A 17,774-nucleotide genomic window follows, 5' to 3' on the forward strand; every position below is an offset into this window, starting at 1 on the left:
GCACGCGCGCGAAGCGGTTTACGCGGTGTCGCCCAGAACCCTTCCGGCGGCTGTGGCCACATCCGTCTCGCCGTTCGCGACCTGTTCGGCCAGGGCCTCGGGGACCGCGTACCGGCGGCGCAGCTCGGCGTCGACGCGGGCGCGGATCTCGGCGGCGGCGCGGCGGCGGCGGTGCTCGGCGAGGTGGTCGCCGCCCGCGAGCCAGTCGCGGTGCTTGCCGATGGAGGCGACGAGCTCGTCGATCCCCTTCGCCTCGGAGGCGACGGTGGTGCAGATCGGCTGGCGCCACTCGCCGGGCTCGCGGCGGACGAGGCTCATGAGCGCGCGCAGGTCCCGCACGGTGCCGTCGGCGCCGGGCCGGTCGGCCTTGTTGACCACGTAGACGTCCGCGATCTCCACGACACCGGCCTTGACGGCCTGGATGCCGTCGCCCATGCCGGGCGCGAGCAGCAGCAGCGTCGTGTCCGCGAGCGCCGCGATCTCGACCTCGGCCTGGCCGACGCCGACGGTCTCGACGATGACCACGTCGAAGCCGAGCCCTTCGAGGACGCGCACGGCAGCTCCGGTGGTGGCCGCGAGCCCGCCGAGGTGGCCGCGGGTCGCGATCGAGCGGATGTAGACGCCGTCGTCGAGGGCGTGGTCGGCCATGCGCACGCGGTCGCCGAGGATCGCGCCGCCGCTGAACGGGCTCGACGGGTCCACGGCGAGAACGCCGACGCGCAGGCCCTGCTCGCGCCACGCGCCGATCAACGCGGAGACGAGCGTGGACTTGCCGACCCCGGGCGAGCCGGTGACGCCCACGACCGTGGCGTCACCGCCGTGGACCAGGCGCGAGACCTCGGGGGCGTCGGGGGTGCCGTTCTCGACGGCCGTGATGAGGCGGGCGGTGGCCCGGCGGTCTCCCGCACGGGCCGCCGCCACCAGGTCGGGGACCTGCATCAGGCTCCCTTGAGGACGATCGCGTCGCCCTGGCCGCCGCCGCCGCACAGGCCCGCCGCGCCGAGCATCCCCGGGCCGAGCTGGCGGGCGAGGGTCTGCGCGAGACGCGCCCCGGAAGCGCCGATCGGGTGCCCGAGCGCGATCGCGCCGCCGTCGGGGTTGACCTTCTCCAGGTCGACGCCGAGCGTCTCGGCCGAGGCGAGCACGACGGCCGCGAACGCCTCGTTCATCTCGACCACGTCGAGGTCCGATGCCGCGACACCGGCCGCGTCCAGGGCCTTGGCGATCGCGTTCGCGGGCTGGTCGAGCAGCGAGTTGTCGGGCCCCGCAACCGTGGCGTACGCCAGGATCTCGGCGGTCCAGGACCAGCCGTTCGCGACGGCGGTCGACTTCCGGCACAGGACGAGCGCGGACGCGCCGTCGGAGATCTGCGAGGCCGTGGCGGCGGTGATGGTGCCGTTCTCGGTGAACGCCGGGCGCAGCTGCGCGAGGCCCTCCGCAGTGGAGCCGGGACGGACGCCCTCGTCGGCGTCCACGAGGCCCTTGCGGGTCTCCACGGAGGTGATCTCCTCGGCGAGCCGCTCGGCGGCCTTCGCGGCCCGCTGGTGCGAGTACGCGGCGAACGCGTCCTGGTCGGCGCGGGTGATCGAGCGGCCCTTCAGGTGGCGCTCGGTGGACTCGCCCATCGAGATGCCGTCGTAGGCGTCGGTGAGGCCGTCGTACGCGAGGTGGTCCAGGAGCACCGCCTCGCCGTACTTGAAGCCGCGGCGCGAACCCGGCAGCAGGTGCGGGGCGCGGCTCATCGACTCCATGCCCCCGGCGACGACCACGTCCGCCGCGCCGCCCTTGAGGAGGGAGTCGGCGAGGCCGATCGCGGTGAGGCCCGAGAGGCAGACCTTGTTGACGGACAGGGACGGGACGCTCATGGGCAGCCCGGCCGCGACGGCGGCCTGCCGGGCGGGGTTCTGGCCGCAGCCCGCGGGCAGGACCTGCCCGAGGATGACCTGGTCCACCTGTGCGGGGGCCACGCCGGCCCGTTCGAGTGCCGCCCGGATCGCGGTCCCGGCCAGATCGGTGGCGGGGACGTCGGCGAGCGCGCCGTTGAATCGCCCGATGGGTGTCCGGGCGCTGGCGAGAATGACGGTTTTGTCGTCGTTCATGGGAGGACCTCCGTTGGTCTATACCGTTACTGAAACTGTAGTCAAGTTTCAGCAATCCCGATCTTTCGGTCGGGAAGGTCCGTCGCTCGTCTACAGCAGCCGGGGCTGGTTACAGGCGATTGGACGGTCCTCGTTTCTGTCCCGCGGTGCGGGTGTTGCGCCACCAGCCCGCCCGCGGGCAGCAGCGCTGCCTGCGGTGGTGCGGGTCTTATGGTCGGCTCGGCGAGGTTTCGCAGCTTCCGCTGCCTGGTCTCCGGCCACTCCGGTACCAGTCGAACACGCCGCCACGAGAGCGGCGAGATTGCGCGCGGCATTCGCATCCCGGTCCAGGACCAGGCCACAACTGCCGCATGCATAGACCCGGGCATGCAACGGCAGCTTGGCTTTCACCGCACCGCATCCCGAGCAGGTCTTCGACGAGGGCATCCACCGATCCGCCACGACCAGTTCTCCACCGCCCCAAGCGGTCTTGTACGCCAACTGGCGGCGGATCTCCCCGAACGAGGCATCGGCGATCCGCCGCGCCAACCGCCGGTTGCGAAGCAACCCGGCCACATTCAGGTCCTCGACCACCACGGTCCCGTACTCACTCGCGATCCCAGTCGTGAACCGGTGGATGGTGTCTTCTCGAAGGTTCACCACTCGATGGTGAACCTTGTTCCGCTCGGCATTCGCCTTCAACCACCGCCGCGACGGCACCTGCCCGGTCCGACGGTCCGGCCCTTGACGGCGCGAGACCCGCCGCGAGACATTGCGCAGATGCTGCAAAGCCGCATCCAGATGACGCGGATTCGCGATGAAGGCAGTGGTCCCATCTGCTTCGGCGGTGACAGCCAGATGCTTGACACCGAGGTCGATCCCGACCGTCGCCGCCGGGCGGCGCGGGCTGTCCTGTGCACGCTCGACCTCGACCTGAAAGGCCACGAACCACCGGCCCCCCGTAAAACTGACCGTGGCCGACAGAATCCGGGCTTTTCCGTTCGACAAGCGCCGCTGGAGCTTCGCGGTGTTCTCATGAACCCGGATCTTGCCCAGACGAGGCAAGGTGACATGACGGCGGTCGGACTCGACCCGGATCGCCCCGGTCGTGAACCGGCACGACAGTCGCGCTCCGCGCTTCGACCTCCGCCGCGGCACACCCATCCGCCGGCCCTTGCGCTCACCGCGCTTGGACTTCGCATAGTTGTCGAACGCGGCAGCAGCAGCGGCGAGCCCCGTGTTGTAAGCCTCCTTCGAGTTCTCAACCCACCACGACAAGCGGGGATCGGCGCGCTTCGCGGCGTTGAAGGCCTTCCGCAGAGCCGGAAGCGACCACGACCGCCACTCGGTCCGATCGCCCTCGGCCACGCCATATGTGGCTTCTGCCGCCCGCTGATGCCATGCCGCGAGCACCCATGACACCGCCCAGTTGAAGGCCACACGCGAAGCACCGCAATGCGACCGAAGCGACCCCTCCTGACCCGCATTTGGATCGAGCGCAAACCGATACGCCTGCAACACACAGCCGGGTCGTGCTTCAAATCGCCGCCGCGCCACGCACCACCCCATTGATGTATACATTCGATCGATAACAGTTCGTCCGTACTAATATTCAAGGCTCCCTCGTACCCCATCAAGGTTCAATACCCCATACGGGTGACGTTCAAGGATTTTTATTCACTACCGTGACGCTCACGCATCAGACTCCGCGAGCCGTGCGGTGGCGGGGTGACACGACGGAAAGCGAGGAACGGGCGATGACGTTCACTGAGGGAATCGGCCTGCGGCGCATCGATCACGTCGGGATCGCAGTCCCGGACCTGGACAGCGCCCTGGAGCTCTACGTCGGGACGCTCGGCGGGGCCGAAGTGCACCGCGAGGTCAACGAGGCGCAGGGGGTCGTCGAGGCGATGGTCGCGTGGCCCGAGGGCGGCGCGCAGGTGCAGCTGCTCGCGCCGATCGGGGACGCCTCGCCGATCGCGAAGTTCATCGGCTCGAAGGGGCCGGGCCTCCAGCAGCTCGCGTTCACCGTCGAGGACGTGGAGGCGGCGGCCGCGGCACTGCGGGCAAAGGGATGCCGACTGCTGTACGACGAAGCACGCCAAGGCACCGCGGGCTCCAAGATCAACTTCGTGCACCCGCGCGACGCCGGGGGCGTCCTCGTTGAACTCGTCCAACCCGCATAGGGCCCTTGCAGGTCAGACCGTCGCGCCCCGATCACTGTCGGATACATGACGCCATTCGGGTGACACCTGGAGGACACCGAAACTTCACCGCGCACGGGTTCCGTGTCGTTTCAAGGATTTCGCCCGATTTGCGGCTAGTGTTGCGAGTGGTTCGACGCCCACAAACCCCTGACCTTGCTGTCGACATTCCCAGTCGCGTCTGCAAGTATTGGTCCATGTCGCAGCAGCCCTCCAGCAGTACCTTTTTCGACAACGACCAATCGGTGCCGGAATTCCCCGTCCAGCTGCGGGGTTACGACCGGCACCAGGTGGATGAGTTCATCCAGAAGAACCTCGGCAAGCTGAAGCAGACCGAGTCGCAGCGCACCGAGGCCGAGCAGCGGATGACGGACGCCCAGCGTCGTCTGCGCCAGGCCGAGCAGCGCATCCAGGGTCTCGAGCAGCGCCTCGCCGAGCAGCAGAAGCAGCTCGAGGAGAACACGCGCCCGACGCTCTCCGGGCTCGGCACCCGAGTCGAGCAGATCCTGCGGCTCGCCGAGGAGCAGGCCAACGAGCACCGCGCCGAGGCCAAGCGCGAGACCGAGGGCATCCTCTCGGCCGCCCGCCTCGAGTCCCGCGAGATCACCGACGCCGCCCGCGGCGAGGCCGGCTCCCTGAAGCAGAACGCCGAGCGCGAGGCCAACACCCTGCGCACGCAGGTCGAGCGCGAGGTCGCCGAGCTGCGCACCAACGCCCGCCGCGAATGCGAGACCCTCCGCGCCGACGCCGAGCGCGAGACCAAGCAGCTGCGCACCGCTACCGGTCACGAGGTCGCCGAGCTCAAGGCGTCCGTCGAGCGCGAGGTCGCGACCCTCCGCGCCACGGCCGACCGCGAGATCACCCAGCTGCGCGCCAAGGCCGCCCGCGAGGCGGAGGAGAAGCGCGCCGAGGCCGCGAAGCTCTTCGCCGAGGCGAAGGAGAAGCGCGACAAGGACCTCCAGGCCCTCGACCTCGAGCTGGCCGAGCGCAAGGAGAAGGCCGAGCGCGAGGAGTCGGACCGCCACACCCGCGCGGTCGCCGAGACCCAGAAGCTCGTCTCCGACGCCGAGAACCGCGCCCGCGACGCCGAAGAGCGCGCCAAGGCCGCGGAGACCCGCGGCGAGGAGAAGCGCTCCGAGGCCGACAACTACGCGCAGGAGACCACCAGCAAGGCCAAGAAGGACGCGCAGAAGCTCGTCGCGGACGCCAAGTCCGAGGCCGAGCGGCTCCTCGCCGACGCCAAGTCGGACGCCGAGCGCGTCACGACGGACGCCGAGACCAAGGTGGCCGAGCTCACCGCGAAGCGGGACCAGGTGCAGGAGACCCTGCGGAACCTCAGCGGTCTGGTCAGCGGCGCCCTCGGCGGTGCCCTTGGGCAGCAGGGCGACGACAAGTAGAAAAACAGGACGACAAGTAAACCTGGCGAATCCGCGTTACCGTCGAAGTCTGCGACAGTGAAGAATGATCGCAGGCGTTGGTCGACGGTGGAGGAACCACAGCTTCGGCCGCGTCCCGTCACATCCGGTCCCTTGCCGGATATGGCGGGACGCGGCTTACGTGAGGATGAGGGTATGGCGCGTGAAGACAGACTGGACGACTCGGAACTGCTGACCGGATTCAACGAGGGTGGACCCGTCGAGTACGAGTTCGAGACCGCCTTGCGCGGATACGACAAGGGACAGGTCAAGCGGTTCCTGCAGCAGATGCAGCTCCAGATGGACACCCTCGCCGGTGAACGGGCGGAGGCGGTCGCGCAGATCGACCGGCTGGTGATCCAGATCCAGCAGCTCCAGGCCCAGATCCAGGAGCTCAGGCGGCGCAGCGCGGCTGGCGACAAGGCCTCCTACCGGCATCTCGGCGTGCGCATCGAGCACATGCTGACCCTCGCCGAGGAGCAGGCCGAGGAGATCAAGGCCAACGCGCACGCGCAGACCCAGCACCTGCACCACCACGCGGACAACCGCCTCCGCGAGGCCGAGGCGCAGATCGAGCAGGCCCGCAAGGACTTCGAGACCACGCTGAAGGCCCGGCGGGCCGCCGCCGAGAAGGCCGAGGCCGACCGGCGCGCGATCATCGACGCCGAGATCAACAAGCGGGCCCGCGAGGCGCAGGCCATGGTGGACCAGGCGAAGGAGCGCGCAGCCGCCCTCGTGGCCGAGGCCGAGCAGGACGCCGAGAACAAGCGCGCCGCCGCTGACGAGCAGACCCGGCAGCTGGTCGCTCACGTCGAACGCCTCCGCGCCGAGGCCCAGCAGCTCAAGGACGACGCCGCCCTCGCGTCGGAGCAGGCGATCGCCGAGGCCCGCGAGAAGGCCGACCGCATCGCCGCCGAAGCCGAGGCCGAGGCCGAGCGCAAGCGCGCCGAGCACGAGGCCGAGCTGCGGGACCTGCGCACCGAGGCCGTCGAGAACCTCGAGAAGTTCAAGCAGGAGACCGAGACCTTCGCGCAGACCGTCCGCACCGACGCCGAGAACGAGGCCACGCGGGTGCGGGCCGAGGCCGCCGACAACGCGACTCTGACGCGCACCGAGGCCGCCGACGAGGCCAAGCGGCTCCGCCTGGACGCCCAGCGGCGCCTGGAGGAGGCCGAGGCCGAGGCGCAGCGCCTCACGGCCGAGACCGACGAGAAGGTCGCGAAGCTCGCCGCCGAGGCCGAGGAGGCGGCGCGCCTGGAGCGCGAGGCCGCCGAGGCCAGCGCGCTGCGGCTCGCCGAGGAGACCGAGCGCGAGACCCAGCGCCTGCGCGAGGAGGCGGCCGACGCGTCCCGCAAGGAGCGCGAGGCGGCCGAGGTCGCGGCCCGCAAGCTGAACGAGGAGACCGCCGCCGAGGTCAAGCGCGTGCGCGAGCAGGCGGCCGCCGAGGCCGAGCGGGTCACCGCGGAAGCGGCCGCCGAGGCCACGAAGCTGCGCGAGAACGCCGACAAGGCGAAGGTCGAGGCTGAGGCCGAGGTCGAGCGGGCCCGTGCCCAGCTGGCCGAGATCGAGGCTGAGCGCGAGCGGCTGCTGGCCGAGGCCAAGGCCGAGGCCGCCCGGATCCTCGAGGAGGCCGGGCTGGAGGCCGAGCAGGTCCGCTCCGAGCGCGACCAGTACGTGTCCGAGGCCGAGAAGAAGGCCGAGAACGCGAAGCGCCGCGCCGAGGAGCTGTCGAAGACCGCCAAGCAGACCGCGCGGCGCGACTCCGAGGCGATCCTGGCGACGGCCCGGGCCCAGGCGAAGAAGCTCGTCGAAGAGGCCCGCGCGGGCCGCGCGGAGGAGCCCGCCAAGGCGGCCGAGCAGGCCGCGCAGGAGGCGCCCGCGGACACGGCGGTGAACAAGCCCGCCGCCAACGGCCGCAAGCGCCCCCAGGGCAACGGCAAGCAGACGAGCGAGGCGGCCGAGAAGGTCTCGTCCTAAGCAGTCGACGCGAGAGGGCCCGGTGCTGATGCACCGGGCCCTCATCGCATCCACTGCCTGGAACCTGCTGCGCGCCCCCGCGACCCGCGACCCGGGCCCCGCGGCCCGCAACCTGCAACCCGCGGCGCGGGCCCCGCAACCCACAACCCGGGCCTCGCAACCCGCGGCCCCGCAACCCTCCTACCTGACACGTTCGGGTGACATCGACGCTGCCGGGCCCCGTTTTTGTCGTACCCGGCGGGGACGATCGGCGCTAGGGTTCCTTTCCCCTCTCGGGAGGGTGGGGGTTTGTGGATGGCCGTACGTGAAAGGGCCCGCAGCGCTTGCGCGCCGCGGGCCCTCGTCGACTTCGTCCGACTACGAGATCGGCTTGCCGTCTTCGGTCGCGTTGAGCGTGCCGGCCGTGGTGGACTCCTTGTCGATGCCCTCCTTGGCCTTCGCCTTCGCACCGCCGGAACCGCCCGGCGTGGTGCCGACGATCGGCGGCATGAGGCCGCCGCCGGTGGCGCGCTTCTTGTTCCACACGTCGAACAGGACCGCGGCGAGCACGACCAGGCCCAGGATGATCTGGACCGTGTCGGTCGCGATGCCGAGGACCTGCATGCCCTGGCGCAGGACGCCCATCACCAGACCGCCGATGACGGCGCCGATGATGGTGCCGACGCCGCCGGTGACCGACGCGCCGCCGATGAACGACGCGGCGATGGCGTCGAGCTCGAACGCGTTGCCGGCGCCCGGGGTCGCCGCGTGCAGGCGGGCGGTCACGATGACGCCCGCGAGGCCCGCGAGCGCGCCCATGATCACGAACACGAAGAACGTGGTCTGCTTGGTCTTCACGCCCGAGAGCATCGCGGCCTTCTCGTTCCCGCCGCCCGCGTAGACGTGGCGGCCGAACACGGTGCGGTTCGCGATGAACGTGAACAGCAGGACCAGGCCCAGCAGGATCCAGCCGATGATCGGCAGGCCCTTGTACGAGTAGAACGTGTACGCGGCGGCGAGCATGACCGCGGCGATCGCCACCGTCTTGACCAGCCACGCCGTCTGCGAGGACGCGGCGATGCCGGCCTTCAGCTGGCGGGAGCGGCTGCGGGCCGAGAAGAACACGAACAGGGCCGCGCCGAGGATGCCCACCACGAGGGTCGGGATCCGCAGGTCGACGTCCATGAACGAGTAACCGGAGGCGAGCTCGTTGAAGGTGCCGGTGGTGCCCTTGGTCTCCGCGTCCAGGACCTTGAGGGTCAGGCCGCGGAAGATGAGCATGCCCGCGAGGGTCACGATGAACGCCGGGATGCGCACGTAGGCGATCCAGAACGCCTGCCAGACGCCGATCGCGGCGCCGAGGGCCACGGCGAAGAGCACCGCGACGTACCAGGGCCAGCCCCAGTCCGAGAGCGCGATCGCCGACATGGCGCCGCAGAACGCGAGCACCGAGCCGACCGACAGGTCGATGTGGCCGTTGACGATGACCAGCATCATCCCGATCGCGAGGATGAGGATGTACGAGTTCTGCAGGATCACGTTCGTGATGTTCAGCGGCGTGATGAAGTTTTCGTTCTGCAGCGTCACGTTGAGGACCTGGAACAGGATCATGATCAGCACGAGGGCGATGATCATGCCGTAGGCGCGCAGGTTGATGTTGCGCAGCGCCGAGATCAGGCTCGGCCGGGTTTTGGTCGGGACGGTGGTCATTGGCGTTGCTCTTCTCCCCCGCTGGCCGTCTCAAGGGTCATGAGACGCATCAGCTCTTCCTGTGTGGCATTGGCCCGGTCGACCTGACCGGTGATGTGCCCGGCGCTCATCGCGTAGATGCGGTCGCACATGCCGAGCAGCTCGGGCAGTTCGGAGGAGATCATGAGAACTCCCTTGCCCTGGTCGACCAGCTTGTGGATCAGCTCGTAGATCTCGTACTTCGCGCCGACGTCGATGCCTCGCGTCGGCTCGTCGAGGATGAGCAGCTCGGGTTCGGTGAAGACCCACTTCCCGAGCACGACCTTCTGCTGGTTGCCGCCGGAGAGGTTTCCGGCGAGCGAGTAGACCGACGGCGCCTTGACGCCGAACTCGGTGCGCAGGCGCTCCGAGACCGCGTTGACCTTGTCCTGGTCGACGATGCCGCGCTTGGAGAGCCGGTCGAGCCCGGGGAGGGTGAAGTTCTCCCGCAGGTCGTATTCGAGGTGCAGGCCGTAGTGCTTGCGGTCCTCGGTGGCGTACGCCAGACCGGATTCGATGGCCTCGGGGACGTTGCGCAGGTGGAGCCGCTTGCCGTCCATGACGGCCTCGCCGGAGATGTTCGAGCCCCAGGAGCGGCCGAAGACGCTCATCGCGAACTCGGTGCGCCCGGCGCCCATGAGGCCGGCCAGGCCGACGATCTCGCCGCGGGCGACGTTGATGCTCGCGTTGTTGACGATAACCCTGTCGCGCTGCTCCGGGTGGTAGACCGTCCAGTCGTTGATCTCGAAGAAGACCTTGCCGATCTGCGGCTCGTGCGGCGGGTACAGGTGCTCGAGGTCGCGGCCGACCATGGACTTGATGAGCCGGTCCTCGGTGACGTTGTCCTGCTCGGTCCGCAGCGTCTCGATGGACTTGCCGTCGCGCAGCACGGTGATGTTGTCGGCGACCGACAGCACCTCGCCCAGCTTGTGGGAGATGATGATGCTGGTGACGCCTTCCTCGCGGAGCTGGCGGAGCAGCTCCAGGAGGTTCTCGGAGTCCGAGTCGTTGAGCGCGGCGGTCGGCTCGTCCAGGATCAGGAGCTTGACGTCCTTGGACAGGGCCTTGGCGATCTCGACGAGCTGCTGCTTGCCGACGCCGATCTTCTCGACCAGCGTCGCCGGATTGTCGTGGAGGCCGACCTTCTGCATGAGGCGGGCGGCCTCGGTGTTGGTGCGGTCCCACGAGATGATGCCGCCGGACTTGCGCTCGTTGCCGAGGAAGATGTTCTCGGCGATCGAGAGCTCACCGACGAGCGCGAGCTCCTGGTGGATGATCACGACGCCGGCGGATTCGGAGTCTCGGATGTTCTTGAACTGGGCGGGCGTGCCGTCGAACTCGATCTCGCCGTCGAAGTCGCCGTAGGCGTAGACGCCCGACAGGATCTTCATCAGCGTCGACTTGCCGGCGCCGTTCTCGCCGACGAGCGCGTGGATCGTGGCCCGCTTGACCCCCAACTCGACCCCGGACAGTGCGAGCACGCCCGGGAACCGCTTGGTGATCCCCCGCATTCGGAGGATGTCTTCAGACATTGCTTCGTCCTATTTGAAAAGAATGGACAGCTCTGGGGAGAGGTTCAGGGACGCCCATGGCGGGCAGGGCGTCCCTGAGAGAAGAGTCTTGCGGTGGCGGGCTAGGCCAGTTCTTCGGCTTCGATGTAGCCGGAGTCGACGACGACTTCCTGGTAGTTGTTCACGTCGACGCTGACCGGCTCGAGCAGGTAGGCCGGGACGACCTTGTTGCCGTTGTCGTAGGTCTCGGTGTCGTTGACCTCGGGCTCCTTGCCGTCCAGGACGGCGACGACCATGTCAACGGTGGTGGCGGCCAGCTCGCGGGTGTCCTTGTAGACGGTCATCGACTGCAGGCCCTCGATGATGTACTTGACCGACTCGACCTCGGCGTCCTGGCCGGTGATCACGGGCATCGTGGTGTAGCCGGCGCCCTGGAGCGAGGCGACGATGCCGCGGCTGATGCCGTCGTAGGGCGCGAGCACGACGTCGACCTTGGAGCCGTCGTTGTAGAAGTTGGACAGGATGTTGTCCATGCGCTCCTGGGCGACGGCGCCGTCCCAGTTCTCGGTCGCGATCTGCTCGAGCGTGGTCTGGCCGGACTTCACGACGAGCTTGCCCTCGGTGACGTAGGGCTCGAGGACCGCCCAGGCGCCGTCGAAGAAGTACTTGGTGTTGTTATCGGTCAACGCGCCGGCGAAGAGCTCGATGTTGAACGGGCCGGCCGCGTTGGCGAGGTCGAGGGCCTCGACGATGTAGGTGCCCTGCAGGGTACCGACCTTGGTGTTGTCGAACGAGGCGTAGTAGTCCACGTCCGGCGTGTCCAGGATGAGGCGGTCGTAGGCGATGACCGTGATGTCCTGGCCCTTGGCCTGGGCGAGGACGCCGCTGAGCGACTTGTTGTCGATCGCGGCGATGACCAGCACGTTCACGTTCTGGCCGACCATGGTCTCGATGGCGCTGACCTGGTCGGCGGCGACGTCGTTCGAGTACTGGAGGGTGACCTCGTAGCCCGCCTCCTCGAACGATTCCTTCAGGTTGTTGCCGTCCAGGATCCAGCGCTCGGAGGTCTTGGTGGGCATCGCGATGCCGACCTTCTTGCCCGAGCCGTCCCCGCCGCCGTCTTCAGAGGCGCAGGCGGAGGCGACCATGGCGACCGCAGCCGCGCCGATGGTGCCGGTCATCAGGTGTCGTCGATTGACGTTCATCTGCTTAGTACTCCTTCGTACCGGGCGCTTCGGTGCACGACCGACGTCGCCCTGGGGTCAAGACGGATTCGATAGTTCAACGTTTTTCCACAACCGTCAACAGCGGATGCGTCTCGTGTCCGAATCGTTGCTTTCCAACCTCGACGAATTCCGACACTCGACTCCCTCGCGGCACATCGAACCCGCGCCGTCTCAACGAAAATGACTGTACGTATCTATCTCCTCACCCGATCGTGCCACATCCCTACGGCCGACTACCACTCGACCGATCGGATGGGATAGCCTCACATTTAGTGCCAAATCACGACACCGAACAGCTGACCCCCCGGAGGAGGTGAGGATGTCGACCACCCAGACCATCGGACCCGCCGCCGTGCACCGTTTACTGCACCGGGACGCGGTGTGCAGCGTCTTCAGCGGCACCGTCGCTACAGGCCCCACCGATCTGCTGTGCATCACCGTCGCCCATGAGCGCGTCGACGGCTCCCGACGCGAGGTGTTCCTCGAATGGGCCGCGAAGCTCACCGGCCTCCCCGCCCACCCCCACCTGTCCCCCTGCACGGCCGTCGGCCTCACCGAGAACGGACGCCCCTACCTCGCGGTGGGCACCGCCCGCCGCAGCCTCGCCGACCTCCTCGCCGACCAGGGGCCCATGCCCTCCGGGCAGGTGCGCGCCCTCGGCGTGGCCCTGAGCGACGCCGTCGCCGTCTACCACCGCGCCGGGCTCATCCACGGCGCCATCCAGCCCTCCCACATCCTCGTCGGCTCGGGGCACCACCTCCAGCTCACCGCCTACGACGTCACCGCCCCCGTCCTTGCTGCCCCCCTCCCCCCCACCCCCTACACCGCCCCTGAGCACCTCGACGCCGCCGTCGCTGGAGAGGTGGCCGCGAGCCCCTCCGGAGACGTCTACGCCCTCGCCACGGCCCTCTACGCCGCCTTGGGCGGCAGGCTCCCCTGGGTACGGCACGCCCGCGAAGACGCCGCCGACCCGCTGCTGCGCGCCGCCCCCGTGCCGCACATCCCCGGCGTGGACTCAGAACTCACCGACACGATCGGCGCGGCCCTCAGCCCCGACCCCCGCCGCCGGCCCACGGCCGACGCCTTCCGCGAACAGCTCACCCGCCTCCAGCTCACGGGCCCGAAGGCCCAGAGCCCGCGGCCCGACAGCGTCGCCGCCGGGCTCCTCCCCCGGCGCGGTCTGCGCCCTGTCACCGTCGCGGTCTCCACCGAACTCGCGCCCTACCGGCCCGGCCGCGAGCGGGTCGGCCTGCGACCACGCCTGCGTTCGATCGCCACCGCCACCGCGGGAGTGGCCCTCACGGGCGCCCTCCTCGGCGGCGCCGCGCTCGCGACCTACGCGGCCACCAACCCCGAGAGCTCCGGCACCGTCTGCTCCGATCCGGCCGCGCTCGGCGGCCGCATCGACGAGCAGCTGGAAGACGGCCGGATCGTCGACAGCTGGTGTGCCGAGGAAGGCGACTACGTGGCCGCCACTGTGGACTACCCGGGCGGCTCCGGAGGCGACGGCGAAGGCGCGACCGAGCGCAGGGTCTGGCGCATCGAGGGCGAGAACCTCGTCGCCGTCACCGACTGCGCCGACACTGCGATGCCGGACGCCATCGCCGACTTCCTCGAATGCGCCTGAGCCGGGACACCGCCGGGGTCGCGCCTGCGGAACCCGCATGCGCTGCGCCCATTGCGAAAGCGGGCGCCGGAACGCGGTGCTGAGCGACCGATCGTGCCGGCCCCGGAACATGTTGCCGTGGAGCGCCTTGCGATCGCGCGGGTCGGGATACATGGTTCAGTCTGGGCCGCCATCTGCTTCGCCTCCTGGTCTTCGCCGGTCCTTCCGGCGTGGCTCCATGATGGGAGGGCGAAGCTGAAGCCACGCTTAAGCCGCCTGAAGTCCGCTTCAGCAAAGCGGGATCAGGCGGCTGCGGTCGTGGTGGGCGGCGGTTCGGCCGCGTTCGGACTCAGTCGGGTTCCGACCCAGTCGCGTTCGGACCCAGTCGCGTTCGGGCTCAGTCGCGTTCGGGCTTCGGCAGGAAGCCGCCGAAGGCGGCGACGGTCTTGTTCGCGTAGGCGGAGGTGTCGCCGCGCTCCATTGGTCCGTCCCAAGTGATCGGGAGCGGCGCGTGCTCGGGGAGGATGCGGCCCACGATGCGGTCGAGGGCCTCTTCGGCCTTGCCGACCCACAGGTGGCTGCCGTTTGGGATCTCGACGACCTCGGCCTGCGGCACCGCCGCGAAGCGCTGCTTCGCCTCCGGGTACTGGAGGTAGTCGTCCTGCTCGGGGATGAGCGCCAGCAGCGGGCGACCGTCCTCGGCCCAGCGAGCCAAATCGTCCTCTTTGGAGTACCGCAGGGGCGGCGAGAGGAGCACGGCCCCTTCGACTCCCGGCTCCAGGCCGTATTTGAGGGTGAGGTCGGTGCCGAAAGACCAGCCGAGCAGCCACACGCGCGGCAGTTCGGCGAACTCCGCGTACTCGACGGCGGCGGCCACGTCGTAGCGCTCGCCCACGCCGTGGTCGAACGCGCCCTGGCTCGTGCCCTGCTGGGACTCGGTGCCGCGCGTGTTGAACCGCAGCACCGCCATGTTCGCCAGCGCGGGGAGCCGCCAGGCGGCCTTGCGGAAGATGTGCGAGTCCATCATGCCGCCGTGGGTGGGCAGCGGGTGGACGCAGATGAGGGTCGCCTCGGGCTCGCGGTCGGCGGGCAGGGCGAGTTCGCCGACGAGTTCGAGCCCGTCGGCGGTTTCGAGCGTGAGCGCCTCGCGTCTGGCGGGGAGCATGCTCGCGGATCTGATGACAGCCACGCCGGAATTATCCCCGCCGGAGGCCGATCCGCACCACCGCGTGTGGCGCACCTGGCAGCAGCGGGACGGGGACGGCGGGGCCGGGACTCAGCGGGCGGGGGCGCGAGCGCTGTGCCGCGGGCAGCGGGCAGCGGGGAACGGAAGGTGGGCAAGCCGCGGCAGGCCGTTCGGTGGCGGGGTCGGCGGCGGACTCGGGCGTTGCGAGCGGAGTCGCCGAGTCCGCGGCGGGGAGCGACGCCGACGCGGCAGGCGCAAACCGGTGTCGTTGGGGTGTCGGCGCGTTGAGGGGCTGCGTCGCCGAGCGCCCGGCGGGCAGCGACGCCGACGCGGCGGGCGCAAGTCGGCGTCGTCCGCGCGTTGAGGGGCGGTGCCGTTCGGCTCCGCCCCTCAGCGTGTTCGGTTGTCGCTCAGCGCCAGCGGCCCGGCTGGCGGCGGCTCCTGGCGTTCCAGCAGCCGGTGTGCCAGTGGCGGCGGTCGTCGCCGTCGCCGTCGTCTGCCCACGCGACGACGTGCGGCGTGCCCGGCTGGATCTCCAGGTCGCAGCCGGGGCAGCGGTACACCTTCTCGGCGCTGGCGCCGGGGATGCGGCGCACCCGCACGGGTCCGTCCGGGCCGTCGATCAGGCTCGGGTCCTGGGCGCCGGTCGTCGGCCGCCGGGGCTCGTGCTGGCGGCGGTTCTTGCGCGGCACGGTCGGGCCTTAAGCGCGGGCGGGGTCGTCTCGCCCCGCGTCGTGCGCCGCGGCCTCGGCTTCGGCGGCTTCGCGCGCGACCCGCTCGTTGAGCCGCCGGACGTGCTTGTTCATCCCCCGGATGAGGAAGATCGTCACGACGACGAGGAACACGGTCACGAACAGCCCGAGCGGTCCGGCCATGGCCTGGTCGCGCTCCGGCCCGAACTCTTGCTGCGCGAGGATCTCGATCACGGTTCAACCGTATCCCGCGGGGCTCAGGCTTCCTGCAGCGCCGGAAGCCGCCAGTCGACCGGCTCACCGCCCTGCTCGGCGAGGAGGGCGTTGGCGCGGCTGAACGGCTTGGAGCCGAAGAAGCCGCGGCGGGCGCTCAGCGGGGACGGGTGGGCCGATTCGATGGACGGGATGGGCCCGAGGAGGTCTTTGAGCTTGCGCGCGTCGGCGCCCCAGAGGATCGCGACGGATGCGCCGCCGCGCTCGGCGAGGGCGCGGATGGCCTGCTCGGTGACCGATTCCCAGCCTTTGCCGCGGTGGGAGGCGGGCGTGCCGGGGGCGACGCTGAGGGAGCGGTTGAGGAGCAGGACGCCCTGTTCGGCCCAGGGGGTGAGGTCGCCGTTGGCGGGGAGCGGGAAGCCGAGGTCGTCGCGGTACTCGTTGAAGATGTTGACCAGGCTCTTGGGGAGGGGGCGCACGTCGGGGGCGACGGCGAAGGAGAGGCCGATGGCGTGGCCGGGGGTGGGGTAGGGGTCCTGGCCGACGATGATGACCTTGACGTCGTCGAACGGCTGCTGGAAGGCGCGCAGGATGTGCTCGGCGGCGGGCAGGTAGGTGCGTCCGGCGGCGACTTCGGCGCGGAGGAACTCGCCCATCTTGGCGACGTCGTCGGCGACGGGGGCGAGGGCCTTGGCCCAGCCGGGCTCCATCAGTTCATCAAGAGATTTCTGCATGACTCAGATGCTAGGTCCCTCCACCGACACGAAATACCCCGCGTCGCGCAGGGCCGCAACGATTTCGGTCGCGTGTTCGGATCCGCGCGTCTCGATCGAGAGGTCGACGGCGACTTCGCCGACGGACAGGCGCGGGTCGCTGCGCTGGTGGTAGACGTCGACGATGTTGCCGCCGTAGGCGCCGACGAGCTGGAGGATCGAGGCGAGGGCGCCGGGGCGGTCGGCGCAGCGGAGGTTGGCGCGCATGAAGCGGCCGGAGGCGCCGAGGCCGTGTTCGATGAGGCGCATGAGCAGGAGCGGGTCGATGTTGCCGCCGGAGATGACGGCGACCGTGGGGGGCTCGTAGTCGACGGAGTAGTTCAGGAGCGCGGCGTAGGCGGTGGCTCCGGCGGGTTCGACGACGAGCTTGTTGCGTTCGAGGAGGGACAGGAGCGCGCGGCTGATGTCCTCTTCGGTGACGGTGACGATCTCGTCGACGAGGCTGGCGACGTGCGCGAAGGGGACGTCGCCGGGGCGGCCGACCTTGATGCCGTCGGCGATGGTGTTCATCTTGTCGAGGCGCACGGGCCGCCCGGCGGCGAGGGAGTGCGGGTAGGCGGCGGCGCCTTCGGCTTGGACGCCGATGATGCGGATGCCGGGCTTGAGCTGCTTCGCGGCGGCCGCGATGCCGGCGATGAGCCCGCCGCCGCCGACGGAGGTGACGATGGTGCCGGTCTCGGGGAGCTGTTCGAGGATCTCGAGGGCGATGGTGCCCTGTCCGGCGACGATGTCGCGGTGGTCGAAGGGGTGGATGAGGGTGGCGCCGGTGTCGGCGGCGAACTTGTGGGCGCGTTCGAGGGCGTCGTCGACGGTGTGGCCGCCGAGGATGACTTCGGCGCCGTATCCCTTGGTGGCGGCCACTTTCGGAAGGGGCGCGGACTCGGGCATGAAGACGGTGGAGCGGATGCCGAGGGTGGAGGCGGCGAGGGCGACGCCCTGGGCGTGGTTGCCCGCGGAGGCGGCGACGACGCCGAGGGCGCGTTCGGCTTCGGTGAGGCGGGAGACGCGCATGTAGGCGCCGCGGATCTTGAAGGACCCGGCGCGCTGCAGGTTCTCGCATTTGAGGTGGACGCCGTCGAGGACGGGGTCGCGGGAGGGTTCGAGGGGGGTGCGTCGAGCGATCCCGGCGAGTTCTTTCGCCGCGGCGCGGACGTCGTCAAGTGTCACGAGTTGCGTCACGCCTCGA

15 protein-coding genes are annotated in these 17,774 nt (G+C 69.8%); 4 read left to right on the forward strand and 11 right to left on the reverse strand.

The genetic code is table 11. The features are described 5' to 3' along the window. Nucleotides 1–18 precede the first annotated feature (18 nt). From meaB to tnpB, 3 genes are all read right to left on the reverse strand, one after another. Nucleotides 19–939 (reverse strand): methylmalonyl Co-A mutase-associated GTPase MeaB, encoded by a 921-nt coding sequence (gene meaB / locus ACGGCP_RS05850; protein ID WP_392961605.1) that lies wholly within the window; start codon nucleotides 937–939, stop codon nucleotides 19–21. Beyond that, the gene (locus tag ACGGCP_RS05855) at nucleotides 939–2,099 is read right to left on the reverse strand and encodes an acetyl-CoA C-acyltransferase (RefSeq protein WP_392961608.1); all 1,161 of its coding nucleotides are present in this window, start codon (nucleotides 2,097–2,099) and stop codon (nucleotides 939–941) included. The genes meaB and ACGGCP_RS05855 overlap by 1 nt, the downstream gene beginning before the upstream one ends. 90 nt (nucleotides 2,100–2,189) lie before the next feature. After that, nucleotides 2,190–3,659: an IS607 family element RNA-guided endonuclease TnpB gene (gene tnpB, locus ACGGCP_RS05860; RefSeq protein WP_392961611.1), complete on the reverse strand. Its 1,470-nt coding sequence runs from the start codon at nucleotides 3,657–3,659 to the stop codon at nucleotides 2,190–2,192. Between the two features lie 176 nt (nucleotides 3,660–3,835). On the opposite strand from tnpB, the gene mce reads away from it, so the two are divergent. From mce to ACGGCP_RS05875, 3 genes are all read left to right on the forward strand, one after another. After that, nucleotides 3,836–4,264, forward strand: coding sequence for a methylmalonyl-CoA epimerase (gene mce / locus ACGGCP_RS05865; RefSeq protein WP_392961614.1), 429 nt, complete (start codon nucleotides 3,836–3,838; stop codon nucleotides 4,262–4,264). 215 nt (nucleotides 4,265–4,479) lie between these two features. Beyond that, nucleotides 4,480–5,679, forward strand: a complete 1,200-nt coding sequence (locus ACGGCP_RS05870) for a cell division protein DivIVA (protein WP_392961617.1) — start codon at nucleotides 4,480–4,482, stop codon at nucleotides 5,677–5,679. A gap of 174 nt (nucleotides 5,680–5,853) precedes the next feature. Next, nucleotides 5,854–7,674 (forward strand): DivIVA domain-containing protein, encoded by a 1,821-nt coding sequence (locus ACGGCP_RS05875; RefSeq protein WP_392961620.1) that lies wholly within the window; start codon nucleotides 5,854–5,856, stop codon nucleotides 7,672–7,674. Nucleotides 7,675–8,031: 357 nt separating this feature from the next. Here ACGGCP_RS05875 and mmsB read toward each other — a convergent pair whose 3' ends face one another. The 3 genes from mmsB to chvE all read right to left on the reverse strand — a co-directional run bounded on the left by mmsB (nucleotide 8,032) and on the right by chvE (nucleotide 12,097). Next, nucleotides 8,032–9,363 (reverse strand): multiple monosaccharide ABC transporter permease, encoded by a 1,332-nt coding sequence (gene mmsB, locus ACGGCP_RS05880; protein WP_392961623.1) that lies wholly within the window; start codon nucleotides 9,361–9,363, stop codon nucleotides 8,032–8,034. After that, nucleotides 9,360–10,913, reverse strand: coding sequence for a multiple monosaccharide ABC transporter ATP-binding protein (gene mmsA, locus ACGGCP_RS05885; protein WP_392961626.1), 1,554 nt, complete (start codon nucleotides 10,911–10,913; stop codon nucleotides 9,360–9,362). Before mmsA ends, mmsB begins: the two co-directional genes overlap by 4 nt. A 101-nt stretch (nucleotides 10,914–11,014) precedes the next feature. After that, the gene (gene chvE, locus ACGGCP_RS05890; RefSeq protein ID WP_392961629.1) at nucleotides 11,015–12,097 is read right to left on the reverse strand and encodes a multiple monosaccharide ABC transporter substrate-binding protein; all 1,083 of its coding nucleotides are present in this window, start codon (nucleotides 12,095–12,097) and stop codon (nucleotides 11,015–11,017) included. Nucleotides 12,098–12,437: 340 nt separating this feature from the next. Here chvE and ACGGCP_RS05895 point away from each other — a divergent pair, with 340 nt between their 5' ends. After that, nucleotides 12,438–13,745, forward strand: coding sequence for a protein kinase (locus tag ACGGCP_RS05895; protein ID WP_392961632.1), 1,308 nt, complete (start codon nucleotides 12,438–12,440; stop codon nucleotides 13,743–13,745). A 376-nt stretch (nucleotides 13,746–14,121) separates the two neighbouring features. Here ACGGCP_RS05895 and ACGGCP_RS05900 read toward each other — a convergent pair whose 3' ends face one another. The 5 genes from ACGGCP_RS05900 to ilvA form a co-directional block, all read right to left on the reverse strand. Beyond that, the gene (locus ACGGCP_RS05900; protein ID WP_392962044.1) at nucleotides 14,122–14,889 is read right to left on the reverse strand and encodes an alpha/beta hydrolase; all 768 of its coding nucleotides are present in this window, start codon (nucleotides 14,887–14,889) and stop codon (nucleotides 14,122–14,124) included. Nucleotides 14,890–15,320: 431 nt separating this feature from the next. Continuing rightward, nucleotides 15,321–15,602, reverse strand: a complete 282-nt coding sequence (locus ACGGCP_RS05905) for a hypothetical protein (RefSeq protein WP_392961635.1) — start codon at nucleotides 15,600–15,602, stop codon at nucleotides 15,321–15,323. Between the two features lie 9 nt (nucleotides 15,603–15,611). Next, the gene (locus ACGGCP_RS05910; protein WP_392961638.1) at nucleotides 15,612–15,836 is read right to left on the reverse strand and encodes a hypothetical protein; all 225 of its coding nucleotides are present in this window, start codon (nucleotides 15,834–15,836) and stop codon (nucleotides 15,612–15,614) included. Nucleotides 15,837–15,859: 23 nt separating this feature from the next. After that, on the reverse strand, nucleotides 15,860–16,549 hold the full coding sequence (locus ACGGCP_RS05915; protein ID WP_392961641.1) for a uracil-DNA glycosylase: 690 nt from the start codon (nucleotides 16,547–16,549) through the stop codon (nucleotides 15,860–15,862). A gap of 3 nt (nucleotides 16,550–16,552) precedes the next feature. After that, nucleotides 16,553–17,767 (reverse strand): threonine ammonia-lyase, encoded by a 1,215-nt coding sequence (gene ilvA / locus ACGGCP_RS05920; protein WP_392961643.1) that lies wholly within the window; start codon nucleotides 17,765–17,767, stop codon nucleotides 16,553–16,555. Nucleotides 17,768–17,774 lie beyond the last annotated feature (7 nt).

It is taken from the genome of Glycomyces sp. NPDC048151, assembly GCF_043202775.1.
GTDB lineage: Bacteria > Actinomycetota > Actinomycetes > Mycobacteriales > Micromonosporaceae > Glycomyces.

What these genes read in the sequence shown, in the direction of transcription:
- meaB (WP_392961605.1), bottom strand. Translation starts at nt 939, where the DNA reads ATGCAGGTCCCCGACCTGGTGGCGGCGGCCCGTGCGGGAGACCGCCGG.
- ACGGCP_RS05855 (WP_392961608.1), bottom strand. Translation starts at nt 2,099, where the DNA reads ATGAACGACGACAAAACCGTCATTCTCGCCAGCGCCCGGACACCCATC.
- tnpB (WP_392961611.1), bottom strand. Translation starts at nt 3,659, where the DNA reads ATGTATACATCAATGGGGTGGTGCGTGGCGCGGCGGCGATTTGAAGCA.
- mce (WP_392961614.1), top strand. Translation starts at nt 3,836, where the DNA reads ATGACGTTCACTGAGGGAATCGGCCTGCGGCGCATCGATCACGTCGGG.
- ACGGCP_RS05870 (WP_392961617.1), top strand. Translation starts at nt 4,480, where the DNA reads ATGTCGCAGCAGCCCTCCAGCAGTACCTTTTTCGACAACGACCAATCG.
- ACGGCP_RS05875 (WP_392961620.1), top strand. Translation starts at nt 5,854, where the DNA reads ATGGCGCGTGAAGACAGACTGGACGACTCGGAACTGCTGACCGGATTC.
- mmsB (WP_392961623.1), bottom strand. Translation starts at nt 9,363, where the DNA reads ATGACCACCGTCCCGACCAAAACCCGGCCGAGCCTGATCTCGGCGCTG.
- mmsA (WP_392961626.1), bottom strand. Translation starts at nt 10,913, where the DNA reads ATGTCTGAAGACATCCTCCGAATGCGGGGGATCACCAAGCGGTTCCCG.
- chvE (WP_392961629.1), bottom strand. Translation starts at nt 12,097, where the DNA reads ATGAACGTCAATCGACGACACCTGATGACCGGCACCATCGGCGCGGCT.
- ACGGCP_RS05895 (WP_392961632.1), top strand. Translation starts at nt 12,438, where the DNA reads ATGTCGACCACCCAGACCATCGGACCCGCCGCCGTGCACCGTTTACTG.
- ACGGCP_RS05900 (WP_392962044.1), bottom strand. Translation starts at nt 14,889, where the DNA reads ATGCTCCCCGCCAGACGCGAGGCGCTCACGCTCGAAACCGCCGACGGG.
- ACGGCP_RS05915 (WP_392961641.1), bottom strand. Translation starts at nt 16,549, where the DNA reads ATGCAGAAATCTCTTGATGAACTGATGGAGCCCGGCTGGGCCAAGGCC.